Source organism: Rhodopila sp. (assembly GCF_965277165.1).
Taxonomy (GTDB): Bacteria; Pseudomonadota; Alphaproteobacteria; order Acetobacterales; family Acetobacteraceae; genus Rhodopila.
Genome location: NZ_CBDICE010000005.1, coordinates 977,600 through 999,882 on the forward strand (window position 1 = coordinate 977,600; position 22,283 = coordinate 999,882).

The following is a 22,283-nucleotide window of genomic DNA, read 5'->3' on the forward strand; positions in this document are numbered from 1 at the left end:
GAGCAATGAAGTGGAACCCGTCCGGCTCAACCGCGCCAATCTTGGCCGCCTGCCGCCGCCCGTCGCGGTGCCCGGCTTCGACCCAGCCCGGGTCCGTGGTGGGATCGTTCATCTGGGCTTGGGTGGGTTCCACAGGGCGCATATGGCGCGCTACACGCATGACTTGATGCAGCGCCGGACGGACGCGCTCGGCTGGGGGATTATCGGTGCCGGGCTGATGCCGGCGGATCAGCGGATGCGCGATAGCCTGCGGCCGCAGGACAACCTGTACACCCTGGTCGAACGCGAGGCGACCGAGGAGAAGGTCGCGGTGATCGGGTCACTTGCGGACGTGGTGTTCGCCGGCGAGTCCAGCACGGGCTTGCTGGCGGCGATCGACCAGCCGGCGATCCGCATCGTCAGCCTGACGGTCACTGAACACGGCTATTGCCTGGACCGCTCGACCAAGCAACTCGATCCGGAGCATCCGCTGATCCGCCGTGATCTTGCGAAATCGGAACAACCGGCCAGCGCGATCGGCATCGTGGTGGAAGCCTATCGCCGGCGGATGGTGGCGGGGTCGACGCCATTCACCGCGCTGACCTGCGACAACATCCAGCACAATGGATCCGTGCTGCGGCAGGCGGTACTGGCGTTGGCCGAGCTGCGCGACCCTGGCCTGGGGCGCTGGATCGCGGCCAATGGCTGCTTCCCCAGCACGATGGTGGATCGGATCACGCCAGTGACGGCGGCGGAGGACGTCGCCTTGCTGGCCGAACGATACGGCGTGATCGACCGCTGGCCGGTGTTCGCCGAATCCTTCACCCAATGGGTGATCGAGGATGATTTTCCAGGCGGCCGCCCAGCCTGGGAGGAGGTCGGCGCGCAGTTCGTGGCCGACGTCGCGCCGTATGAATTCATGAAGCTTCGGCTGCTGAATGCCAGCCATCTGGCGGTTGCCGGCTTGGGCCGCCTGATCGGTCATAACACCATTGCCGAGGCGATGGCGGATGCGCCGATCGCTCGGTTCATGGCTGCGCTGATGGACCGGGAGACCGGGCCAACGCTGCCGGAAATCCCGGGAATCGACCTGGCGCGCTACAAGGCAACGCTGATCGAGCGGTTTGCCAATCCGGCGATCAAGGACACCGTGGAACGGGTGAACACCGACGCGCCGCTGAATGTCCTGGTGGATCCGATCCGTGACCGACTACGTGGCGGCGGGTCGGTGGAGCTTCTGGCGCTGGCGCTGGCGGCGTGGATGCGGCGTGTGCGCGGCGAGGACGAGCAGGGGCAGCCGATCGAGATTCGCCACCCGCTGGCCGACGAGTTGCGCGCCAAGGCGATCGAGGGCGGAGCCGATCCTCGCGCGCTGCTCGGGATCGCTCGGTTGTTTGGCGATCTGGGTTCGGACACTCGGCTGTGTCAGCCGGTTGGGCGGTGGCTGGGGTCGCTGTACGACATCGGCGCCGCGGAAACCTTGGCGGAGGCGTCGCGCAGCTTGGGGTTTTGAAGTGCTTCGGTCAGATATCCTTGCACAAGCGTGACTTTGGTTGACCGGGTCGCGCGTCCATGAGACCGTAAACTAAGCCGCCGATTCAAGGCAGAAAAATACCGAGGAGGGATTTCCATGGCTCGTATTCTCCGCGACGGCCTGACAGTTCTGGCGTCCGCCGCGGCAATCCTGTTCGGCGGCAGCGGCTTGGCCTGGGCCGATTCGACCATCACCATCGCGACCGTCAATAACGGCGACATGGTGGTGATGCAGAGTCTTTCCTCGGAATTCGAGAAGCTGCATCCCGACATCCATCTGCGCTGGGTGGTACTTGAGGAAAACGTGCTGCGCCAGCGCGTGACCACCGATATCGCGACCAAGGCCGGGCAGTTCGACGTGCTGACCATCGGCAATTATGAAGTGCCGATCTGGGCCAAGCAGGGCTGGCTGGTGCCGATGGACAATCTGCCGGCGTCCTACGACGTCAATGATCTGCTGAAGCCGGTGCGCGCCGGGCTGACCTACGACGGGAAGCTGTATGGCCTGCCGTTCTATGGCGAAAGCGCGATGACATATTATCGCACCGATCTGTTCCAGAAGGCCGGGCTCAAGATGCCCGAAAAGCCGACCTATGATCAGATTCGCGGATTTGCCGACAAGATCACCGACAAGTCGAAGCAGATTTACGGCATGTGCCTGCGCGGCAAGCCCGGCTGGGGCGAAAACATGGCCTATGTCACCTCGCTGGTGAATGCCGAGGGTGGCCAGTGGTTCAACATGCAATGGAAGCCGGTGATCGACAGCCCGCAATGGCACAAGGCGATCAGCTTCTACGACGACATCCTGAAGGCCGATGGCCCGCCAGGGGCGACCTCGAACGGGTTCAACGAAAACCTGGCGCTATTCGCCAGCGGGCATTGCGGCATGTGGATCGACGCCACCGTCGCGGGCGGTCTGCTGTACGACAAGAAGCAATCCTCGGTGGCCGACAAGGTAGGATTCGCGCCGATGCCGACCGGCAGTTTCGCCGGTGCGCCGACCTGGCTGTGGAGCTGGAACCTGGCGATCCCGACATCGTCGAAGCAAAAGGACGCGGCGCGGACGTTCGTGACCTGGGCGACGTCGAAGCAATACATCGAGCTGGTGGCCAAGAAGAATGGCTGGGTGTCGGTGCCTCCTGGCACTCGTCTTTCGACCTATGACAACCCCGATTACCAGAAGGCGGCGCCGTTCGCGTCATTCGTGCACAACGCCATCGACGTTGCCAATCCGGATGGCCAGACCCAGCAGCCGCGGCCGTACCAGGGCGCGCAGTTCGTGGCGATCCCTGAATTCCAGGGCATCGGCACCCAGGTTGGGCAGACCATCGCCGGCACGTTGACCGGTCAGACCACGGTGGACCAGGCGCTGAAGGCCGCCGAGTCCGCAACCGAACGGACCATGCGGATGGCCGGCTACCCGAAGAAATAACGCCGATGTCGGCGACCTTCACTCCTGACGCCGCGGCGCCGCTGGACGCCGAGGCGCCGGCGACCCGCAAGGTGGGTCCGCTGCTGTTGGCGCCTTCGGTCATCGTGCTGCTGGCGTGGATGATCGTTCCGCTGGTGATGACGCTTTGGTTCTCTTTCCAGTACTATAACCTGGTTGACCCGACCACGCACGGGTTCGCCGGCTTCGACAACTATTATTATCTGGTGACCGATCCGGATTTCTGGGTGTCGCTGGAAAACACCCTGATCCTGCTGGTCGCGGTGCTGGTGATCACGGTTGGCCTCGGCACGCTGCTGGCTGTGGTGTTCAACCAACCGTTTGCCGGCAGGAACATCGCTCGGGTGCTGGCGATCTCGCCATTCTTCGTGATGCCCACGGTCAGCGCGCTGATCTGGAAGAACCTGCTGATGCACCCGATCTACGGGGTGTTCGGCGCGGTGGCGAGCGCGCTGGGATTTCAACCGGTCGATTGGTTCGCGCAGCTGCCGCTGGCCTCGATCATCGCCATCGTGTCGTGGGAGTGGCTGCCGTTCGCGTTGCTGATCCTGCTGACCGCGGTGCAGTCGCTGGACCACGAACAGCGCGAGGCCGCGCGGATGGATGGCGCGGGGGTGCTGGCGCAGTTCTTCTTCATCACCCTGCCGCATCTGTCACGCGCCATCGGCGTTGTGATAATGATCGAAACGATCTTTTTGCTCACGGTGTTCGCGGAGATTTTCGTTACCACTTCGGGCGGTCCCGGGAATGCCACCACCAACCTGGCTTTCCTGATCTATGCCCGGGCCTTGCTGCAGTACGATATCGGCGGTGCGTCGGCCGGCGGCGTGGTCGCCATCGTGCTGGCAAACATCGTCGCCTTCTTCCTGGTGCGCAGCATCGCCAGGCGGCTGGAGGTATAGCGGATGCGGGCTACACCACTGCAACGTCTGTTGTCATTCATCGTCGGCTGGGGTGCGGCACTGCTGCTGTTCTTCCCGATCGCCTGGATGGTGCTGACCAGCTTCAAATCCGAGCGGGATGCGACCACGCCGAGCTTGTTTTTCACGCCGTCGCTGGATTCGTATCGTGAGGTGTTCGCCCGCGCGGACTACCTGTCTTTCGCGCTGAACAGCGTGGTGATCTCGGTCGGCGGCACCGTGCTGGCGTTGCTGTTCGCGATTCCGGCGGCGTACTCGATGGCGTTCCATCCGACGCGACGGACTCGCGGCACGCTGTTGTGGATGCTGTCGACCAAGATGCTGCCGCCGGTGGGCGTGCTGGTGCCGATCTATCTGCTGTTCCGCACCATGGGGCTGTTGGATACGCGCACCGGCCTGGTGGCGATTTACGCGCTGATGAATCTGCCGATCGTCGTCTGGATGCTGTTCACCTTCTACAAGGAAGTGCCGAACGAGATCCTGGAGGCAGGGCGGATGGACGGCGCGCGCACCGCCGGCGAGGTCTGGCATCTGCTGTTGCCGTTGACCTTGCCCGGTGTCGCCTCGACCGGTCTGCTGTCATTGATACTATGCTGGAACGAGGCGTTCTGGAGTTTGAACCTGACATCGGCGGGGGCCGCGCCGCTGACCGCGTTCATCGCCTCATTCTCCAGTCCCGAGGGATTGTTCTTCGCCAAACTGTCGGCGGCCTCGACGATGGCCGTCGCGCCGATCCTTGTGTTCGGCTGGTTCAGCCAGCGCCAATTGGTGTCAGGCCTGACCTTCGGCGCGGTGAAGTAGAGCGTGATCGTCCGAAGCCAACGGTTGGAGGACGTGAATCACGCGGTCAAACAAAGGAGCGTGATCGTCCGAGGCCAACGGTCGGAGGACGTGAATCACGCGATCAAACAAAGGAACGTGATCGTCCGAGGCCAACGGTCGGAGGACGATCAAAAAAGGGAGCCTGCCCATGGCAACGCTGCAACTGCGCAATCTTCGCAAGAGCTACGCGTCGTTCGAGGTGATCAAGGGTATCGACCTCGATATCGACAACCGCGAGTTCGTGGTGTTCGTCGGGCCGTCGGGGTGCGGCAAGTCGACGCTGCTGCGGATGATCGCCGGCCTGGAAGAGATCACCGAAGGCGATCTGCTGATCGATGGCAAGCGGGTCAATCGGGTCGGGCCGGCGGATCGCGGCCTGGCGATGGTGTTCCAGTCCTATGCGCTGTATCCGCATATGACGGTGCGGCAGAACATGGCGTTCGCGCTGCGCCTGGCTCGGGTGGCGAAGTCGGAACGCGACCGCAAGGTCGATGAAGCTGCCCGCATCCTGCAATTGGAGCCGTATCTGGAGCGGCGACCGAAGGACCTGTCCGGCGGGCAGCGCCAGCGCGTGGCGATCGGGCGGGCGATCGTGCGCCAGCCCAAGGTGTTCCTGTTCGACGAGCCGTTGTCGAACCTGGATGCCGCGCTGCGCGGGCAGATGCGGATCGAATTGTTGCGGCTGCATCAGGAACTCAACGCCACCATGATCTACGTCACGCACGACCAGATCGAGGCGATGACGATGGCCGACAAGATCGTCGTGCTGCAGGCCGGGCGGGTGGAGCAAGTCGGCTCGCCGCTGGAACTGTACCATCATCCGACAAACCTGTTCGTCGCCGGCTTCATCGGTTCGCCACGGATGAACCTGATGGAGGCGAGCGTGGCCGAAGCCGGTGCAACCGGTACCAGTGTCGCGCTGCCCTCCGGTGTTCGGATCATGGTTCCGATCGAGGCGGCGTCCAACAGCGTGGGCGAGAAGCTGACGCTTGGCATTCGTCCTGAAGGTCTGCGCCTGGACCCGGCCGGCCCGATCAACGGAACGGTCACCCTGGTGGAGCGGCTTGGCGGCCTGACCTTGCTGCACGTCGGATTGCAAGACAAGCAGCCTATCACCGTGCAGATCGAGGGCAGCGACGCGACCCGCGCGCGTGACCAGATCCGGCTGGCGGTCGATCCCAGGGCCTGCCACCTGTTCGACCAGGCGGGTCAGGCCTTGCCGCAACGGGCGCGGCATCCGCTGGCTGCCTGAGCGGCGTGTTCCTCGGCCTCGATTTCGGCACTTCGGCGGTCAAGGCCGCACTGGTGGATGGCGCGCAGACGGTGCTGGGCAGCACCACGGTGCCGCTATCGGTTCAGCGCCCGGCGCCGGGACACAGTGAGCAGGATCCGCTGACCTGGTGGCAGGCGATGCTGGACGCTGTCGATGGCATCGGCCGCGAGCATGGGGCCGCGTTGTCGGCCGTTCAGGGCATCGGCCTGTCGGGACAGATGCATGGCGCGGTGCTGCTGGACCAGACCGGCCATGTGCTGCGTCCCGCCATCCTGTGGAACGACGTCCGTTCGATCGTCGAATGTGCCGAGCTAGAGGAGGCGGTGCCGGATCTGCGACAGGTCACCGGCAACATCGCGATGCCGGGTTTCACCGCGCCGAAGCTGCTCTGGCTGCGCAAGCACGAACCGGCGGTGTTTGCCGCGCTGCGCACCGTGCTGCTGCCGAAGGCTTACGTGCGCTATCGGATGAGCGGGGAAATGATCGAGGAGATGTCGGACGCGTCCGGCACATTGTGGCTCGATGTCGGTCGGCGTGACTGGTCCGACGTGATGCTCGCCGCCACCGGATTGTCGCGTCGGGCGATGCCGCGGTTGGTCGAGGGCAACGCGGCCGCGGGCACGCTGCGACCCGAACTCGCGGCGCGTTGGCGGATGGCGCGGCGGCCGGTCCTGGCCGGTGGTGCCGGTGACAATGCCGCCGGTGCGGTCGGGCTGTCGGCGATCCATCCGGGCGACGCGTTCGTTTCGCTGGGCACGTCGGGTGTGCTGTTCGCCACCACCGACCGGTTCAGGCCATGGCCGCAGGCCGCCGTGCACGCGTTCTGCCATGCCGTGCCTGAGACCTGGCACCAGATGGGCGTCACGCTGTCGGCCGCCGCCTCGCTGGCATGGTGGGCAGGCATCACCGGCGTTTCCGAGGCTGAATTGCTGGCCGAGGTCGGGGTGCCGGTCGCACCCAGCCCGGCGCTGTTTCTGCCGTATCTGGGTGGCGAGCGGACGCCGCATAACGATGGCACGCTGCGTGGCGCGTTCGCCGGGCTGTCGCATGACACCGACCGCCGCCTGCTGACTCAGGCGGTGTTGGAGGGCGTGGCGTTTTCGTTGCATGATTGTCTGGACGCGCTTGCGGCCTCGGGCACACGCATCGAGTCGGCGGATGTGATCGGCGGCGGGTCCCGTTCCGCTCCTTGGATAGCGATCATCGCCGCCGTTCTGGGTATCCCGCTGCATCGCCTGGCGGCGGGTGAAACCGGCGGCGCGTTTGGTGCCGCGCGGCTGGCCCGGATGGCCGTCACCGGCGAGGCGCCAGATGCCGTGTGTTCGGCGCCGGTGCGCGCCGAGACGATTTCGCCGCCGCCCGATCTGGTCGCAGCCTATGCGCCGCGGATCGCGCAATACCGCGCGTTGAACCGTGGCGTCGCCGAGGTGGTTCGGGAGCGATGAGATCGCTCCCTCGCGGGTCGGCCGGGTTTATCGGATCGGTGAGAAAGCCGACGGCATCAGCAGGGCGTTCTCCTGCTTCACCACGACGCCGGGCGGATTACGAGCCGGCCACTGACCGCTGGCGGTCGCCGCCGCGCGCGCGCTGAACCGCTCGTTGGCATCCTTGTAGGCCCAGATGTGGACCCATTTGTTCAGCGCCCCGAATTCCGAGTACCAGCCGCCGACCAGGGGCGAGAACTTGGTGCGGCCCTCGATCTTGTCGGTCCAGCGTTCGATCAGGCCGGGAATTGCGCCGGGGATCAGGGTGTACTGGCGCATCTCGAACAGCGGCCCGATCTGGCGCGGTTCCAGGGCGGGTGAGAACGGCGCCGGGAGGAAGATCTCGCTCTGTTGCGTGATGGTGAATTCACGCGTTGGCGGCGGCCAACCGCTGTCCTTCGTGGCGGCGGCGCGGACCGCGCTGCGATGCTCGAAACTGTCGTAGGTCCAGACGTGGATGATCTGGTTCAGCGGTCCGATTTCGGTGTGCCAGAAGGCGGCGAGCTTGGAGTGCTTCTCGCGGATCGGAATGGCTTCGGCGAAACGTTTCTCCACCTCGGCCAAGCTGCCCGGCTGCAGCGTGTAAGTGCGCATTTCGATGATCATCGGCGTTCTCCCCTGTTGCCGGGTGGCAGGTTAGGCCATGTTCGGCCAAGGGAGAAATAACCGGGGAAATTTGCCCGCCTGTCGAGAGGCCCACTGGTCGAGGGGAGTCGCCGTCATGACCTGGTCGATCGTTGCGCATGATCCGAACTCCGGCTGCTTCGCGGTGGCGGTCGCCACCAAGGCGTTCGCGGTCGGCGCGTCCTGCCCGTTCGTACGGGCCGAGGTCGGCGCGGTTTCGACCCAATCGATGACCAACCGCTATCTGGGCCCGGCGATCCTGGACGCGATGGCGCGGGGGTTGGCACCCGCGGCAGCGATCGAGGGCGCATTGGTCGGCGACGACGGGCGCGGCATCCGCCAGGTCCACGCGGTCGACCGCAACGGCCGCAGCGCGGCCTGGACCGGGGGGAATTGCGTCGAGTGGTACGGCAGCGTGTCCGCCGGCGGAATCAGCGTCGCCGGCAATATGCTGACCGGGGAACCGACGGTGGCTGCGACACTGGCGGCCTGGCAAGCCAACCGGTCGCTGCCGATGCCCGACCGGCTGATGACGGCGATGGAATCGGGAGAAGCGGCGGGCGGCGATCGGCGCGGCAGGCAGTCGGCCGCCATGCTGATGGTCTCGACCGAGGATTTTCCCGATCTGGACCTGCGGGTCGATGACCACGGCGAACCGTTGCGGGAATTGCGTCGGTTGTTGTCGATCTGGAAGGCCGAGGGTGTTGCCAGGTTGGGGATCGCGCCATCGAAAGCGAATCCTTCGGGCCTGACCAATCTGGACACGATCGAGCAAGGCTGGATCGCGCGGGGCCTGGACTTGCGGTTCAGGCGATAGGCTGTAGCCAAACTCTGCCTGTTTCGGCCCATTGGTCTGACCGGCAAGGAAACTTGTAAATACCGCAGTCAAGCGGACCATGAGTTTTTCGTTGACCCCCCCCCTGGCGGCGCATACCGCCCCCGGGCTGGCATGGAACTTGCTGCTCCACGCGTCAGTCCCGCAGCCGGAGGTTTCATGCGTATCCCCGCGTTTGCTTGCCTTGCTCTCGCCCTGACCGCCGTCACGCTGTCGAGCCATGCATCGTCGGCGCAAGCCTGTACCCCGAAACTCGCGGGCGCCGATCTTATCGAACCCGGCAAGCTGCTGCTCTCCATCAACCCGACTTTGCCGCCACAGCAATATGTCGATGCAAAGGGTGAACTCCAGGGACTGAACGTCGAACTCGGCCGCGCGCTGGGCGACAAACTGTGCCTCAAGACGCAGTTCATCCGGATGGATTTCCCCGCCATGGTGCCGGCGCTGAAGGGGGGCCGCTTCGACGGGATCGACACCGGCATGTTCTGGACCGAGCAACGCTCCAAGCTGATGTACATGGTGCCGTACGCGCAGCAGGCGATCGGTGTCTTCGCGACCGACACGTCGCCGCTGAAACTCACCTCGATCGAGGGTCTGTCGGGCCATGTCGCCGGCATCGAGATCAACACCTATCAGCAGCGCAAGGTCGAGGAGGTCAACGCCCAGATGGCGACCAAGGGCATGAAGCCGATCCAGCTTCGCACCTTCGAGACCGCGACCGATGCCACGGCGGCCCTGCGCGCCGGCCAGGTGCAAGCCGTGATCACGATCGAGGAAACCGCCAAGGCGGTCAGCAAGCTGCCCCGGATGAAGCTGCTGCTGACCGGCTTCGGCGGCACCGACATTACCTTCGATTTCCGCAACAAGGCCGTGGCCGAGGCGACCGCGGCAGCGTTCACCGAACTTCGCAAGGACGGCCTGTACGACAAGCTGTTCGACAAGTTCGGGATGACTCCAATTCCGGACAAAAGCTTTGCCATACGCGGAACAGGGCCAAGCTAGCCTGACGCGGCCGGACCATGTTCAATGTGCACGCGTTTTTGGGATACTTCGACAACACGTATCTGCTCGGCGGGCTGGTCATCACGGTGCTTCTTACGATCTTCCCGATGCTGGTCGGGCTGGCGCTTGGCACGCTCCTCGCCTTGGCGCGCGGATCGAACATCCGCACGCTGTCGCTCGCGGCCGGCGCCTATATCTGGCTGTTTCGCGGCACGCCGCTGATCGTTCAGTTGGTGATCATCTATACTGGGCTGCCGCAGCTCGGCATCACCTTCGGCGTGACGGTGTCCGCCTTCCTCGGCCTGTCGCTGAACGAAGCCGCCTATCTGGCGGAGATCATCCGCGCCGGCTTCGCTGCCGTGCCCGCCGGCCAGTCGGACGCCGCCAAGGCACTCGGTCTGCGACGGCCGCAGACGCTGCGGCTGGTCACGCTGCCCCAGGCCTTCCGGATCATCCTGCCGCCGTTGGGCAACTCGGTGAACGGGCTGCTGAAGGCGACGGCGATCACGTCGGTCATTTCGATGGAGGAGATGATGCGCCGCGGCCAGTTGCTGATGCAGGTGAATTTTGACGTGTTGGAAGTCTACTGTGCGATCGCGGTTTACTATTTGCTGCTCACCAGCCTGTGGGACGTGGCCCAGCGGGCTTTGGAGCGGCGCGCCAACCGCGGCTACGCGGACAATCGTGGGGTTCGGCCGGCCCTTGCGATCGTGGAAGGGTAGCGCATGACCGCCCGCTTTCACGGCATCTACCCCAGCGCGATCCTGCCGATGCGGGCGGATTTCACGCCGGACTGGGATGCCTACATCGAACACCTTCGCGCCTGCACGGACCTGCCCGGCATCGTCGGCGTCCTGTGTAACGGCCACGCCGGCGAGAACTTTGTCATCACCCGTCCGGAAAAGCGGCGCGCGGTGCGGGAAGCCGTGCAGGCCGCCGGCGCCGGCCGCTTGGTCGTCGCCGGCGTCAACCAGGAAAGCAGCCTGGAAGCAGCGGCCGAAGCCGCTGAAGCCCAGGCGGAAGGGGCCCACGCCATCATGGTCTTCGCGCCCAACAGCTTCGCCCTGGCGCAGGATGACGAGATGGCCGAGAGACACCACCGGATCATCGCCGCCGCGGTGCCCGGCGTGCCCCTCTTCCTGTTCCAGGGCAGCGTCAACGCCGGCAGGATGGCGTTCCGACCGGAGGTGTTGGCGCGCCTGCTGACGATCGAGCAGGTCGTCGGCATCAAGGACGGCGGGTGGGAGGTCAACCGCTACGACGCGCTGCTGCGCCAGGTACGCGCCCAGCGGGCGGATGTCGCGGTCCTGGCCAGCGGCGATGAGCACCTTCTGGCCTGCTACGCGCATGGCTCCGACGGCAGCATGGTGTCGCTGGCGGACATCGTGCCCGAAGCGATCGTCGCCCTGGACGCGGCGGTACGGCGTTCGGACCTGACCGAGGCACGCCGGGTGCACGCGCTGATCGAGCCGCTGGCGGACGCGATCTACGGCGCCGGTGCTGGCGGGCGCGCGACCGCGCGGATCAAGCACTGTCTCGCCAGGCTCGGCCGCATCCCCGCGGCGCACGTGCGCCCGCCGGTCGGGCCGGTGACCGGCGGCGAGGCGGCGCTGCTGGAAACCGCCATGGCGCGGGCCGGCCTGACCGGAGGACCATGATGTCGTTTCGGGGCACCTTCTCCGTCACCATCACCCCGTTCGACGAGCGCGGCGAACTGGACCTCGCCGCGCTCGCCAGCTTCACCGAGTGGCAGATCGCCGAAGGCATCCACGGGCTGATTCCCCTGGGCTCGACCGGGGAATTCCTGTCGCTGTCCAACGACGAAACCACCGCGGTGGTCGAGACGGTGGTGCGCACCGCCGCCGGCCGCGTCCCGGTGATCGTCGGCACCGGCGCCGAGGACACGCGCGAAGTCGTGCGCCGCTCCCGCGAGGCGGAAAAGCTGGGCGCCGATGGCGTGATGATCATTCCGCCATTCTACTGCACGCCGACCGAGGACGAGCTGTACCATCATTACAAGACCGTCTCCGACGCCCTCGGTATTCCGATCATGATCTACAACAATCCCGCCGTGACCAACGTCGATCTGAGGCCGGACATTGTCGCGCGTCTCGCGACCATCGACAATTGTCTCTACATCAAGGAATCGACCCTGGAGATCACCCGGGTGCGCGACATCATCCGTCTGTGCGGCGACCGGCTGACGGTGTTCGGCGGTGTCCTGGGCTTCGAATCCTTCGTGTCAGGCGCGCAAGGATGGGTTGCCGTCGCCTCCAACGTCGCTCCCGCGCCGATGGCCCGGTTGTTCGAACTCGTCGTGAACGAAGATCGGATCATCGAGGCGCGCACGCTTTATCATCACTGGCTGCCGATCATTCAGGCTGTGTTCGGGCCGCCCTTTGTCAGCGGCACGAAGTCCCTGCTGAACCATATGGGGTTCCCGGCCGGGCCGCCGCGGCCGCCCCGGCTGCCTTTGCCGCCCGCTCAGGACGCGGCGATGGGCGCGCTGGTGCGGCGGTTTGGCCTGCATTTCACGCCGGCCCCCAGCCCGCGCGGGTAAATCGGCGGCGGTGACTTCGGTTGCCGCGCGGGAGATTGATCCTTTCGCGGTCCGTGCGGACATCCATGACAAGGCCCGGCTTTGTCGCAGGGATCCCGAATGCGATCGCATTCCGCTCCGGCGGGACGGATCAGCCGCCCGGGACGCCAGCCTCCAGTTCTTGCCGCAGCAGCTCGAGTGCGAGCCACTGGTCCTCGGCCTCGACCAGCGATGTCTGAGCGGCGGTGAGCGCCTCGGTCGAAGCCGCGAACTCGGCCGGGTGTCTGGCATAAAGATCGGGATCGGCCAGCACCGTGTTCAGCCGCATGACCTCCTGTTCCAGCCAGGCAATCCGTGCGGGCAGCGTGTCCAACGCATGCTTGTCCTTAAATGTCATCTTCCGGCTTGCCGCTCGGCTCGCCGGGGCCGCCGTTCGGGCCCGGCCCGGGGTCGCCGTCGCGGCAGTCCGCACCGGGCCGCGCTGTGTCAACATGTCGGAATAGCCGCCGGCATATTGGGTCCAGCGTCCATCGCCCTCGGTGGCGATCACCGACGTGACCACGCGATCGAGGAAGTCGCGGTCGTGGCTGACCAGCAGGACGGTGCCGCTGTAGTCCGCCAGTCTTTCCTGCAACAGTTCCAGCGTTTCCAGGTCCAGGTCGTTGGTCGGTTCGTCCAGCACCATCAGGTTGGATGGTTTGGCGAAGGCGCGCGCCAGGGTCAGCCGGCCACGCTCTCCGCCGGACAATACGCCAACCGGGGTGTTGGCCTGTTCGGGACCGAACAGGAAATCCTTCATGTAGCTGACGACGTGGCGCTGCTGGCCGCCCACGGTCACCGTATCACCTGACCCGCCGGTCAGCGCCTGCGACAGCGTCTGGCCTGGATCCAGCGTTTCCCGCCGCTGGTCCAGTTCGACCTCGGCCAGATTGGTGCCAAGCCTCACCTCACCGGTGTCGGGGGCCAGCTTGCCGGTCAGCAGGTTGAGCAGGGTGGTCTTCCCGGCGCCGTTCGGTCCGACGATGCCGACACGGTCGCCGCGGATGACGCGGGTGGAAAAATCCCGCACCACGCTACGCTGACCAAAGGTTTTCGACACCGCTTCCGCCACCGTCACCAGCCGCCCCGACAGGTCTGCCTCGGTTGCCTCCAGCTTCACCTTGCCGAGCGCGGCGCGTTGTTCCCGGTGTTTCTTGCGCAGTGCGTGCAGGTCGCCGAGCCGCTTCTGGTTGCGCTTGCGCCGGGCGGTGACGCCGTAGCGAAGCCAGTCTTCTTCCATGACGATCTTGCGGCCGAGTTTGTGGCGTTCGGAATCCTCTTGTTCCAGCAGTTGGTCGCGCCAGCTCTCGAATTGGGCGAAGCCGTGGTCGAGTACCTTGGTGACACCGCGGTCCAGCCAGACGGTGCGGCGCGAGATCCGCTCCAGCAGGCGGCGGTCGTGGCTGATCAGCACGATGCCGGATCGCATCTCGGCGAGTTGCTGTTCCAGCCACTCGATGCCGGGCAGGTCGAGGTGGTTGGTGGGTTCGTCCAGCAGCAGGATGTCGGGTTGCGGCGCCAGCACGCGGGCCAGCGCGGTGCGGCGGCCTTCGCCGCCTGACAACGTCGAGGGGTGTTCGGTGCCGGTCAGTCCAAGCTGTTCCAGCAGGTAATTGGCTCGGTGACTGTCGGTCGCAGCGGCGTCCGTCAGGCCGGCTTCGACATATTCGCGGGTGGTGGTGAATTCGGAAAAATCCGGTTCCTGGGCAAGATAGCGGACGGTCGCGCCGGGCTGGGCGAAACGGCGTCCGGCATCGGACTGAATCAGCCCGGCGGCGATCCGAAGCAGGGTCGACTTGCCGGAGCCGTTGCGCCCGACCAGGCAAACGCGATCGCCGGCGGTGACGGAGAGCGCGGCTCCGGTGAGAAGCGGCACGGCGCCGAAGGTAAGCGCGATGTCTTGCAGCGTGAGCGCGGGGGGTGGCATGGCTGGTCGTTTACATCAACGGCGGCTCGAGCGGGAGGCGGCAAACTCCTCTCCAGCGTGCCTCGGACCAGGCACCCCGGATCGCACCGCCGCACCAGACCTCCGCGGCCCGCCAGAACCGCCCAAACCGCCGGATCGCGCCCTTCCAACCGAACCAACGCAACGTCGTGCTCTCGTTCTCGTTGACCCTGGCGCCCGCGGGTCCTATCTGAACCCGGCCGTCCTGAAAGGTCCGCATGCTCGCCTCCATCGCCCGCGCCATTTTCGGCTCCTCCAACGACCGCTCCCTCAAGGGGTATCAGCGGCGGGTCCCGGCGATCAACGCGCTGGAAGACGGCATGAAGGCGCTCACCGACGCAGCGCTCGCCGCCAAGACCGTGGAATTCCGCGCCCGCCTGGCCGACGGCGCCACCCTTGACGACCTGCTGACGGAAGCCTTCGCCGTGGTCCGCGAGGCCAGCCGCCGCACCCTCGGCCAGCGCCACTTCGACGTCCAGTTGGTCGGCGGCATGGTGCTGCACGACGGCAAGATCTCGGAAATGAAGACCGGCGAGGGCAAGACCCTGGTCGCCACCCTGCCGGTCTATCTCAACGCACTGGCCGGCCAGGGCGTCCACGTCGTCACCGTCAACGACTACCTCGCCCGCCGCGACGCCGACTGGATGGGCCAGGTCTACAACTTCCTCGGCCTGTCCTACGGCGTCATCGTGCACGGCCAGGACGAGGACACCAAGCGCGTCCAATACGCGGCCGACATCACCTACGGCACCAACAACGAGTTCGGCTTCGACTACCTGCGGGACAACATGAAATATCGGCTGGAGGACATGGTCCAGCGCGAGTTCAGCTACGCCATCGTCGATGAGGTCGACTCCATCCTGATCGACGAAGCCCGCACGCCGCTGATCATCTCCGGCCCGGCCGAGGACAGTTCCGACCTCTACCGCCAGGTCGATCTGGTGGTGAAGGAACTGGTCAAGGACCCCGAAACTTACGAAAAAGATGAAAAGTTCAAGACCGTCTCGCTGACCGAACCCGGCAGCGAAACGGTCGAGGAAATGCTGAAGCAGGCCGAAGTGCTGACCGAGGGCAACCTCTACGACATCTTCAACGTCTCGGTGGTGCACCACGTCCAGCAATCGGTCCGCGCCCACACCTTGTTCGCCCGCGACGTCGACTACATCGTGCGCGACGACCAGGTGATCATCATCGACGAGTTCACCGGCCGCATGATGCAGGGCCGGCGCTACTCGGAAGGCCTGCACCAGGCGCTGGAGGCCAAGGAACACGTCACCGTCCAGGCCGAGAACCAGACCCTGGCCTCGATCACCTTCCAGAACTACTTCCGGCTGTATCCCAAGCTCGCCGGAATGACCGGCACCGCGCTCACCGAGGCGGATGAATTCGCCGAAATCTACAAGCTCGACGTGCTGGAAATTCCGACCAACGTGCCGGTTACCCGCAAGGACGAGGACGACGAGGTCTATCGCAGCGCGATGGAGAAATACGAAGCCGTCGCCGTGCTGATCGCCGAGGCGCGCGAGAAGGGCCAGCCGGTGCTGGTCGGCACCACCTCGATCGAGAAAAGCGAAACCATCAGCAACCTGCTGAAGCAGAAGAAAGTCCCACACGCGGTGCTGAACGCCCGCTTCCACGAGCAGGAAGCCGGGATCGTGTCGCAGGCCGGCGCGCCCGGCGCGGTCACCATCGCCACAAACATGGCCGGCCGCGGCACCGACATCAAACTCGGCGGTAACCTCGACGTCCGGCTGGCTCGCGAACTTGCCGGAATCGAGGATCCGGACGCCCGCGCCCGACGCGAGGCTGAGATCCGCGAGGAAAACGCCGCGGCTCACCAGGCGGTGAAGGATGCCGGCGGGCTGTTCGTCATCGGCACCGAACGCCACGAGAGCCGGCGCATCGACAACCAGTTGCGCGGCCGATCGGGCCGCCAGGGCGACCCCGGACGGTCACGCTTCTTCCTTTCGCTGGAAGACGACCTGATGCGCATCTTCGGGTCCGACCGGATGGGCGGCATGCTGCAGCGCCTGGGGCTGAAGGAGGGCGAGGCCATCGTCCACCCCTGGATCAACAAGGCCCTGGAAAAGGCGCAGAAAAAGGTCGAGGCACGCAACTTCGACACCCGCAAGAACGTGCTGAAATACGACGACGTGATGAATGCGCAGCGCAAGGAACTCTATGCCCAGCGCAAGGAGTTCATGACGCTGACCGAGGTCACCGAAACCGTCGCCGACATGCGCCAGGACGTGCTCGCCCCGATGGTCGCCGCCAGGGTGCCGGAAAAAGCCTTCTCCGAACAATGGCAACTCGCCGAACTCGCCGCCGACGTGGAACGGCTGTTCAACCTGGCCCTGCCGATCGAAGAATGGGGCCAGGAAGACGGCATCGACGAAACCGGCCTGCGTGAACGCATCGATGCAGCGGTCGAGCAGATGATGGCCGCGAAAGCCGCCAATATGGGCCCCGACCTGATGCGGTTCATCGAAAAGAGCCTGCTGATCCAGACCCTGGATGCGGTGTGGAAAGAGCACCTGTATGCGCTGGACCATCTGCGCCAGGGCATCGGCCTGCGCGCCTACGGCCAGCGCGACCCGCTGAACGAATACAAGTCCGAGGCGTTCGCGATGTTCAACGCCATGCTGGGCGAACTGAAGGAACGCGTCAGCAGCCTGCTGGCCCGCGTCGAACTGGCCCCCGACCAGCCGCTGGCGCCGCCGCCGATGACGCGGATGGTGGAAAGCCACGCCGAACCGGAATCGGCGATGATGTCGGACCTCGCGTTAGCCGAACCCACCGCCGCGCCGCGCGTCGTGACCGCGGCGCCGATCCGCACCGCCGCCGTCGATCCCGCCGACCAGAGCACCTGGGCGGCGACGCCCCGCAACGCGCCCTGCCCGTGCGGATCGGGCAAGAAGTACAAGCATTGCCACGGCAGACTGGCCTGACCCAAGCCGCCGCCGCGGCTAACCCGACGCCCTGCCGCGTCGCAATCAAGCCCTGGGGTCTGTGACGTCGCGACCAATCCGGCTAGGCGCGCCGGATCCAGCAAGGTTCGGCGCCGCATCAGCAAGGCCGGTTCCCACTGCCCGCCTGTTCCGCCAGCCCGAGGCCGGAAACGGACCGGCGGTTATCGACCAGGTCCGCTGGCGAACTGCAATCGGATTTCGATAATCGCCTGACACGGACCGCAACATCGCGGCCTGCGGCGGGGGCGCCGGACCCGATCGGGACGTGACAATTCGCCGCGAAAGCGTCACACTTGCGAGGTGAACGTCCTGGCGCCCCCGAAGGCTCGGCTGCTGATCGAGATCGTGCACGATCTCGTCTGCCCGTGGTGCTATCTGGGGGTCCGGCGGCTGTTGCGCACGATGCGCCGCCGCCCCGACCTGGCGTTCGAACTGGTCTGGCGCCCGTTCCTGCTCAACCCCGACATGCCACGCGCCGGCATGGCGCGGCCGGACTACGTGGTGCGCAAATTCGGCGGCGAGGACCGGGCTCGGCGGCTTTATGCGACGATCAGCGAGACCGGCCGCAACGAGGGCGTGGATTTCCACTTTGAGCGCATTCGCCGTACGCCGTCCTCGGTGGACGCCCATCGCCTGGTGCGCTACGCCGCCGGCTACGGCCGAGCCGACAGCTTGGTGGAGGCGTTGTTCGCGGCGCACTTCACCGATGGCTGCGACATCGGCGACCACGCCGTGCTGGTGGCGATCGCCACCGCCTGCGGCATGGACCGGGTCACGGTGCGGCGGTTCCTGGCCTCGGACGCGGAAGCCGAGGCGATCCACGCCGACAACCTGCGGGCGCACCGGCTGGGCATCAACGGCGTGCCGTGCTTCGTCGTCGACGGCATGCACGCCATCGCCGGCGCGCAGGAGCCCGAGGTGATCGAACGTCTGCTGGATATCGCCACCGTCGGCACGCTCCGGTTCTGACCCGCCCGCCGGTTGCCGAGACCCCGCGTCGCCGACTATTATCGTCTGCAGTTCGCGATAACAGGTGAACCCAAGTCTCGTGCGCCGCCTCGGCGCTCCCCATGGCGAGAACGGAACCGTCCCGATGACCCCTGAAATCAAGGCCCAGCTGGCACCGCACGGCACGCTGCGCGCCGGCATCAACATGTCCAACTTCCTGCTTGTCACTGGGCGCAGTCCCGCCGGCGACCCCGAGGGGGTATCGCCCAGCATGGCTCGCGCGATCGCCGATCGCTTGGGCGTGCCGATCCAATATGTCCCGTTCCCCAAGCCGGGCGAGTTGGCCGACGTCGCCGGTAACGACGTCTGGGATATCGGCCTGATCGGTGCCGAACCGGCGCGCGCCGAGAAGATCGCCTTCACCGCCGCCTATGCCGAGATCGAGGCGACCTATCTGGTGCCCGCCGGGTCGCCGCTGAAGGCAATCGCCGACGTGGACCGGCCCGGCGTGCGGATCGCGGTGACCGCCCGCAGCGCCTACGATCTTTGGCTGGAACGCAACATCAAGCAGGCCACGCTGGTGCGCTCCAACAGCCTGGACAGCGCGCTGGATCAGTTCCTGTCCGACAAACTGGACGCGCTGGCTGGCCTGCGCCCTCGGCTGCTCAGCGATGTGGCGAAACTGCCCGGCGCTGTCATCCTGCCGGGGCAGTTCACCGCGGTGCAGCAGGCAGTCGGAACGACGAAGGCGAACGCGGCGGCAGCGGCGTGGCTGCGCGCGTTCGTGGAGGAAGCCAAGGCCTCTGGGCTGGTCGCGCAGCTCATCGCGCAGCACAAGGTGAACGGTTTGTCGGTGGCGCCGCCGGGATGAGCGATGACGCCCGCCCTGTCATGACCCCGCCCGGCGGTGAGACCAACGTCCTGCTGCATTCGTGCTGCGCGCCGTGTTCGGGGGAGGTGATGGAGGCGATGCTGGCATCCGGCATCCGCTACACCATTTTTTTCTACAACCCCAACATTCATCCGAAGCGGGAATATTTGCTGCGCAAGGACGAAAATGTCCGCTTCGCCGAGAAACATGACGTGCCGTTCGTGGACGCCGACTACGACAAGGACAATTGGCTGGCTCGGGCCAAGGGCATGGAGTGGGAGCCGGAACGCGGAGCGCGCTGCACGATGTGCTTCGACATGCGGTTCGAGCGCACCGCGCTTTATGCCCACGAGCACGGCTTTCCGGTGATGACCAGTTCGCTGGGAATCTCCCGCTGGAAGAACATGACCCAGATCAACGCCTGTGGAGTGCGGGCGGCGGCGCCGTACCAGGATCTGACCTACTGGGAATACAACTGGCGCAAGGGTGGCGGCGCGGATCGCATGATTGCCATCAGCAAGCGCGAGGAATTCTACCAGCAGGAATACTGCGGCTGCGTCTATTCACTGCGCGACACCAACAAGCACCGCCACGATACCGGGCGGCAGCCGATCGCCATCGGCACGCAGTTCTATCGCGCCACGAAATGACGGCCTGACCGCCCCGGGGCATGACTGCCCTGAACGGACCGTTCGCCGGTGGTACCGATTGCCGGTTGTACCGCGTGACGCCCGGCGCGACGGTGCCCCGGATCTGCAGGATGGCGGCTTCAGGCACCAATGATAAGAGAAACGGCTTGCGGCGCAGCAGGTTGCGGCGCCCCATATCCCTGAACTATGGGCTTCCGTCCGAGCAGACCTCTTGATGCGAGAAACCTATTCGGGTACAAGTACCTGCACATCGTTGACGGGGAGCAGCTCTGTTGCCTATCCACACCTTTACTGCGAAGATCAAGCTAAAGAGCGGCGTGCAAGAAGTGACCTTGCAAGCCGACAACTATTTTAAGGCAAAGGAAATGTTGGAGGCTCAGTACGGAAAAGGGACGATATTTTCAGGGCCGGTGCAAAAGAAGTAAAGGAGCGTCTGAAGGCGACCGAGCTCGAGCAACTTTCAGTCATGGTGGTAGGCATACAAGGCGTTCGCAATTGCATCGGCCCAGATATATTTTAGCTTTCCGGGTTTGACTGAGGCCATATCTGCAAACTTGCGTGCCTCTTGAATAATGTCCACTAGATGATCTCCCATTTCCCGGTGGATGCCAGACCACATTCTATAGGCCATCTCTGAGGTCTCTTCCCCGTTCCTATAAAGTTTGAGTTCCTCATTGGCCCTCCCAGTGTCGCCTTTGTGCTTGAATACTAGATGGGTCCAGATGCTCCGAGTGTTGGCGATCCAACAAACTTGCGGGTTGAGTAGACACGATGCCTCAGAGCCAACTCCGATTTGAAAGTATTTGAGACCAGCGTTCCGGATTGTCTGCGGCACGTCGTGAACATTTTCGAGGGTCAGGAACCGTTCCGCGAGGTCATACAATCGTTGGGGCGCCCTCGGATTTTGGTCCAGGATCTTGGGGCCTAGGTTATGATCTCTGGCACTGTAATTTCCGTGGATGTCGCTGATGCCTACGAGCAACCTGGCGAAGGGAATAGCCTTTTTATCCGCATGAAGCTTCCGCAACCGGTCATGGATTTTACGCCGTTCTAGGTAATGTTCTTTCACATCCTCCCACGTGAGGACATCAAAGACAGACTTTTCTCCAACGGGTCTTCCCTCAGCTTGTTGCGTCAAAGTACGCTCCTCGACAAATTGCCGATACTGGATGTAGCGTCAAGGATTTCTGGAAATCGACGACCTAGTAACCATTAAGCACGCTCCGAGAGCCAGTTACCGTGTTTAACCGTGGCCACATCATTGCTTTCCGGTTTCATCGTTGCTTCAGATGAACACTCCAGGTTAGATGAACACTCCCGCCATTCCGCCGGTCGGGTAACGCGTTCCGGCTGCCGCCCCGGCGGGGATCGCAGCGGAGATGCGTGCGGTTTCCTCGGCTGACAGCTTCACGTGTACGGCGCCGAGGTTTTCGTCGAACCGGGCAGCGTGGCGGGTGCCGGGGATGGCGACGACGTCCTGCCCCTGGGCCAGCAGCCAGGCTAGGGTGACCTGTGCGGGGGTGCAGGATTTTTCCCTGGCGATGGCCTCGATCTTCACTACCAGGGCGCGGTTCTGGTCGAAGTTCTGCTGCTGGAACCGCGGATGGGCGGAACGGCGGCCGTCGATATCGGAGAAACTCTTGATCGCTCCGGCCAGGAAGCCGCGGCCCAGCGGCGCGTAGGCGACGAAGCCGATGCCCAGTTCGGTGGTGAGCTTGCGGGTCGCCTCGGCCTCTTCGCGATACAGCAGCGAATATTCGGTCTGCACCGCGGCGATCGGGTGTACCTGGTGGGCGCGGCGGATACGATCCGGCGCGGCCTCGGACATCCCAAGGAAGCGCACCTTGCCCTGCTGGACCAGCTTGGCCATGGCGCCGATGGTATCCTCGACCGGAACCGCGGGATCGACGCGGTGCTGGTAATACAGGTCGATGACGTCGATGCCGAGGCGCTTCAGGCTGGCCTCGCAGGCCTGGGCAACATAGTCCGGACGGCCGTTGACGCCGTTGGATTGGCCGGGGCGCTGGATCTGGCCGAATTTGGTGGCGAGCACGACCTTGTCGCGGCGGCCTTTCAGGGCGCGCCCGAGCACCTCTTCGTTATGACCCCAGCCGTACATGTCGGACGAATCGAGGTGGTCGACGCCGTTGTCGATGGCGTGGCGGATCAGGTCTTCAGAGACCGCGTCGTCGGCCTCGCCATAGATGCCGGACAGCGACATGCAGCCGAGGCCGATGGCAGAGACCGATAGGCCCTTGCCGAGCGAGCGATGTTCGAGCTTTGGCGCTGTTGCCATGGGATGTGCCTCCTGGATTGCGGCGCAGTATGGCCGAGGTAAGCGGGGCGCGCCAGAGAGTTCGAAGGCGCTTGGTGCTTGCGCGGCGCGCGCGGCTGTGGTCG

General features: G+C 65.0%; 20 protein-coding genes. 16 read left to right on the forward strand and 4 right to left on the reverse strand.

Annotation, left to right across the window (positions count from 1 at the left end; genetic code table 11):
* Positions 1-10: 10 nt before the first annotated feature.
* The 6 genes from ACQY4Y_RS05235 to xylB all read left to right on the forward strand — a co-directional run bounded on the left by ACQY4Y_RS05235 (position 11) and on the right by xylB (position 7,422).
* On the forward strand, positions 11-1,492 hold the full coding sequence (locus ACQY4Y_RS05235; protein WP_428489495.1) for a mannitol dehydrogenase family protein: 1,482 nt from the start codon (positions 11-13) through the stop codon (positions 1,490-1,492).
* A 117-nt stretch (positions 1,493-1,609) separates the two neighbouring features.
* Positions 1,610-2,944, forward strand: a complete 1,335-nt coding sequence (locus ACQY4Y_RS05240) for an ABC transporter substrate-binding protein (protein WP_428489496.1) — start codon at positions 1,610-1,612, stop codon at positions 2,942-2,944.
* A 5-nt stretch (positions 2,945-2,949) separates the two neighbouring features.
* Positions 2,950-3,864: a carbohydrate ABC transporter permease gene (locus tag ACQY4Y_RS05245; protein ID WP_428489497.1), complete on the forward strand. Its 915-nt coding sequence runs from the start codon at positions 2,950-2,952 to the stop codon at positions 3,862-3,864.
* Positions 3,865-3,867: 3 nt separating this feature from the next.
* Positions 3,868-4,683, forward strand: a complete 816-nt coding sequence (locus ACQY4Y_RS05250; RefSeq protein WP_428489498.1) for a carbohydrate ABC transporter permease — start codon at positions 3,868-3,870, stop codon at positions 4,681-4,683.
* A 169-nt stretch (positions 4,684-4,852) separates the two neighbouring features.
* The gene (locus ACQY4Y_RS05255) at positions 4,853-5,956 is read left to right on the forward strand and encodes an ABC transporter ATP-binding protein (protein ID WP_428489499.1); all 1,104 of its coding nucleotides are present in this window, start codon (positions 4,853-4,855) and stop codon (positions 5,954-5,956) included.
* 5 nt (positions 5,957-5,961) lie between these two features.
* A complete protein-coding gene (xylB, locus tag ACQY4Y_RS05260) occupies positions 5,962-7,422 on the forward strand; it encodes a xylulokinase (RefSeq protein ID WP_428489500.1) in 1,461 nt (486 codons plus the stop codon).
* 27 nt (positions 7,423-7,449) lie between these two features.
* Here xylB and ACQY4Y_RS05265 read toward each other — a convergent pair whose 3' ends face one another.
* Complete coding sequence (locus ACQY4Y_RS05265) at positions 7,450-8,067, reverse strand: NIPSNAP family protein (RefSeq protein WP_428489501.1); 618 nt, start codon at positions 8,065-8,067, stop codon at positions 7,450-7,452.
* Between the two features lie 115 nt (positions 8,068-8,182).
* Between ACQY4Y_RS05265 and ACQY4Y_RS05270 the strand changes: the two genes are divergently transcribed.
* From ACQY4Y_RS05270 to dapA, 5 genes are all read left to right on the forward strand, one after another.
* Positions 8,183-8,902: a DUF1028 domain-containing protein gene (locus ACQY4Y_RS05270; protein WP_428489502.1), complete on the forward strand. Its 720-nt coding sequence runs from the start codon at positions 8,183-8,185 to the stop codon at positions 8,900-8,902.
* Positions 8,903-9,079: 177 nt separating this feature from the next.
* Positions 9,080-9,922 carry a transporter substrate-binding domain-containing protein gene (locus ACQY4Y_RS05275; RefSeq protein ID WP_428489503.1) on the forward strand — a complete coding sequence of 281 codons (843 nt, stop codon included), beginning with the start codon at positions 9,080-9,082 and terminating at the stop codon, positions 9,920-9,922.
* A gap of 17 nt (positions 9,923-9,939) precedes the next feature.
* Complete coding sequence (locus tag ACQY4Y_RS05280; RefSeq protein ID WP_428489504.1) at positions 9,940-10,644, forward strand: amino acid ABC transporter permease; 705 nt, start codon at positions 9,940-9,942, stop codon at positions 10,642-10,644.
* Positions 10,645-10,647: 3 nt separating this feature from the next.
* Complete coding sequence (locus ACQY4Y_RS05285; protein ID WP_428489505.1) at positions 10,648-11,580, forward strand: dihydrodipicolinate synthase family protein; 933 nt, start codon at positions 10,648-10,650, stop codon at positions 11,578-11,580.
* Positions 11,580-12,482 carry a 4-hydroxy-tetrahydrodipicolinate synthase gene (dapA, locus tag ACQY4Y_RS05290; RefSeq protein ID WP_428489506.1) on the forward strand — a complete coding sequence of 301 codons (903 nt, stop codon included), beginning with the start codon at positions 11,580-11,582 and terminating at the stop codon, positions 12,480-12,482. Before ACQY4Y_RS05285 ends, dapA begins: the two co-directional genes overlap by 1 nt.
* A gap of 130 nt (positions 12,483-12,612) precedes the next feature.
* Here dapA and ACQY4Y_RS05295 read toward each other — a convergent pair whose 3' ends face one another.
* The gene (locus ACQY4Y_RS05295) at positions 12,613-14,427 is read right to left on the reverse strand and encodes an ABC-F family ATP-binding cassette domain-containing protein (RefSeq protein WP_428489507.1); all 1,815 of its coding nucleotides are present in this window, start codon (positions 14,425-14,427) and stop codon (positions 12,613-12,615) included.
* Positions 14,428-14,663: 236 nt separating this feature from the next.
* On the opposite strand from ACQY4Y_RS05295, the gene secA reads away from it, so the two are divergent.
* From secA to ACQY4Y_RS05320, 5 genes are all read left to right on the forward strand, one after another.
* On the forward strand, positions 14,664-17,393 hold the full coding sequence (gene secA, locus ACQY4Y_RS05300) for a preprotein translocase subunit SecA (protein ID WP_428489508.1): 2,730 nt from the start codon (positions 14,664-14,666) through the stop codon (positions 17,391-17,393).
* A gap of 321 nt (positions 17,394-17,714) precedes the next feature.
* Positions 17,715-18,383 carry a DsbA family oxidoreductase gene (locus ACQY4Y_RS05305; RefSeq protein WP_428489509.1) on the forward strand — a complete coding sequence of 223 codons (669 nt, stop codon included), beginning with the start codon at positions 17,715-17,717 and terminating at the stop codon, positions 18,381-18,383.
* Positions 18,384-18,507: 124 nt separating this feature from the next.
* Positions 18,508-19,233 (forward strand): transporter substrate-binding domain-containing protein, encoded by a 726-nt coding sequence (locus ACQY4Y_RS05310; protein ID WP_428489510.1) that lies wholly within the window; start codon positions 18,508-18,510, stop codon positions 19,231-19,233.
* Positions 19,230-19,883, forward strand: a complete 654-nt coding sequence (locus tag ACQY4Y_RS05315) for an epoxyqueuosine reductase QueH (RefSeq protein ID WP_428489511.1) — start codon at positions 19,230-19,232, stop codon at positions 19,881-19,883. Before ACQY4Y_RS05310 ends, ACQY4Y_RS05315 begins: the two co-directional genes overlap by 4 nt.
* A 272-nt stretch (positions 19,884-20,155) precedes the next feature.
* Entirely contained in the window at positions 20,156-20,308 is a 153-nt protein-coding gene (locus ACQY4Y_RS05320; protein ID WP_428489512.1) for a hypothetical protein, read from the forward strand.
* A gap of 35 nt (positions 20,309-20,343) precedes the next feature.
* On the opposite strand, the gene ACQY4Y_RS05325 is transcribed toward ACQY4Y_RS05320, so the two are convergent.
* Positions 20,344-21,021, reverse strand: coding sequence for a hypothetical protein (locus tag ACQY4Y_RS05325; RefSeq protein WP_428489513.1), 678 nt, complete (start codon positions 21,019-21,021; stop codon positions 20,344-20,346).
* Positions 21,022-21,186: 165 nt separating this feature from the next.
* Positions 21,187-22,179 (reverse strand): aldo/keto reductase, encoded by a 993-nt coding sequence (locus ACQY4Y_RS05330; RefSeq protein ID WP_428489514.1) that lies wholly within the window; start codon positions 22,177-22,179, stop codon positions 21,187-21,189.
* Positions 22,180-22,283 lie beyond the last annotated feature (104 nt).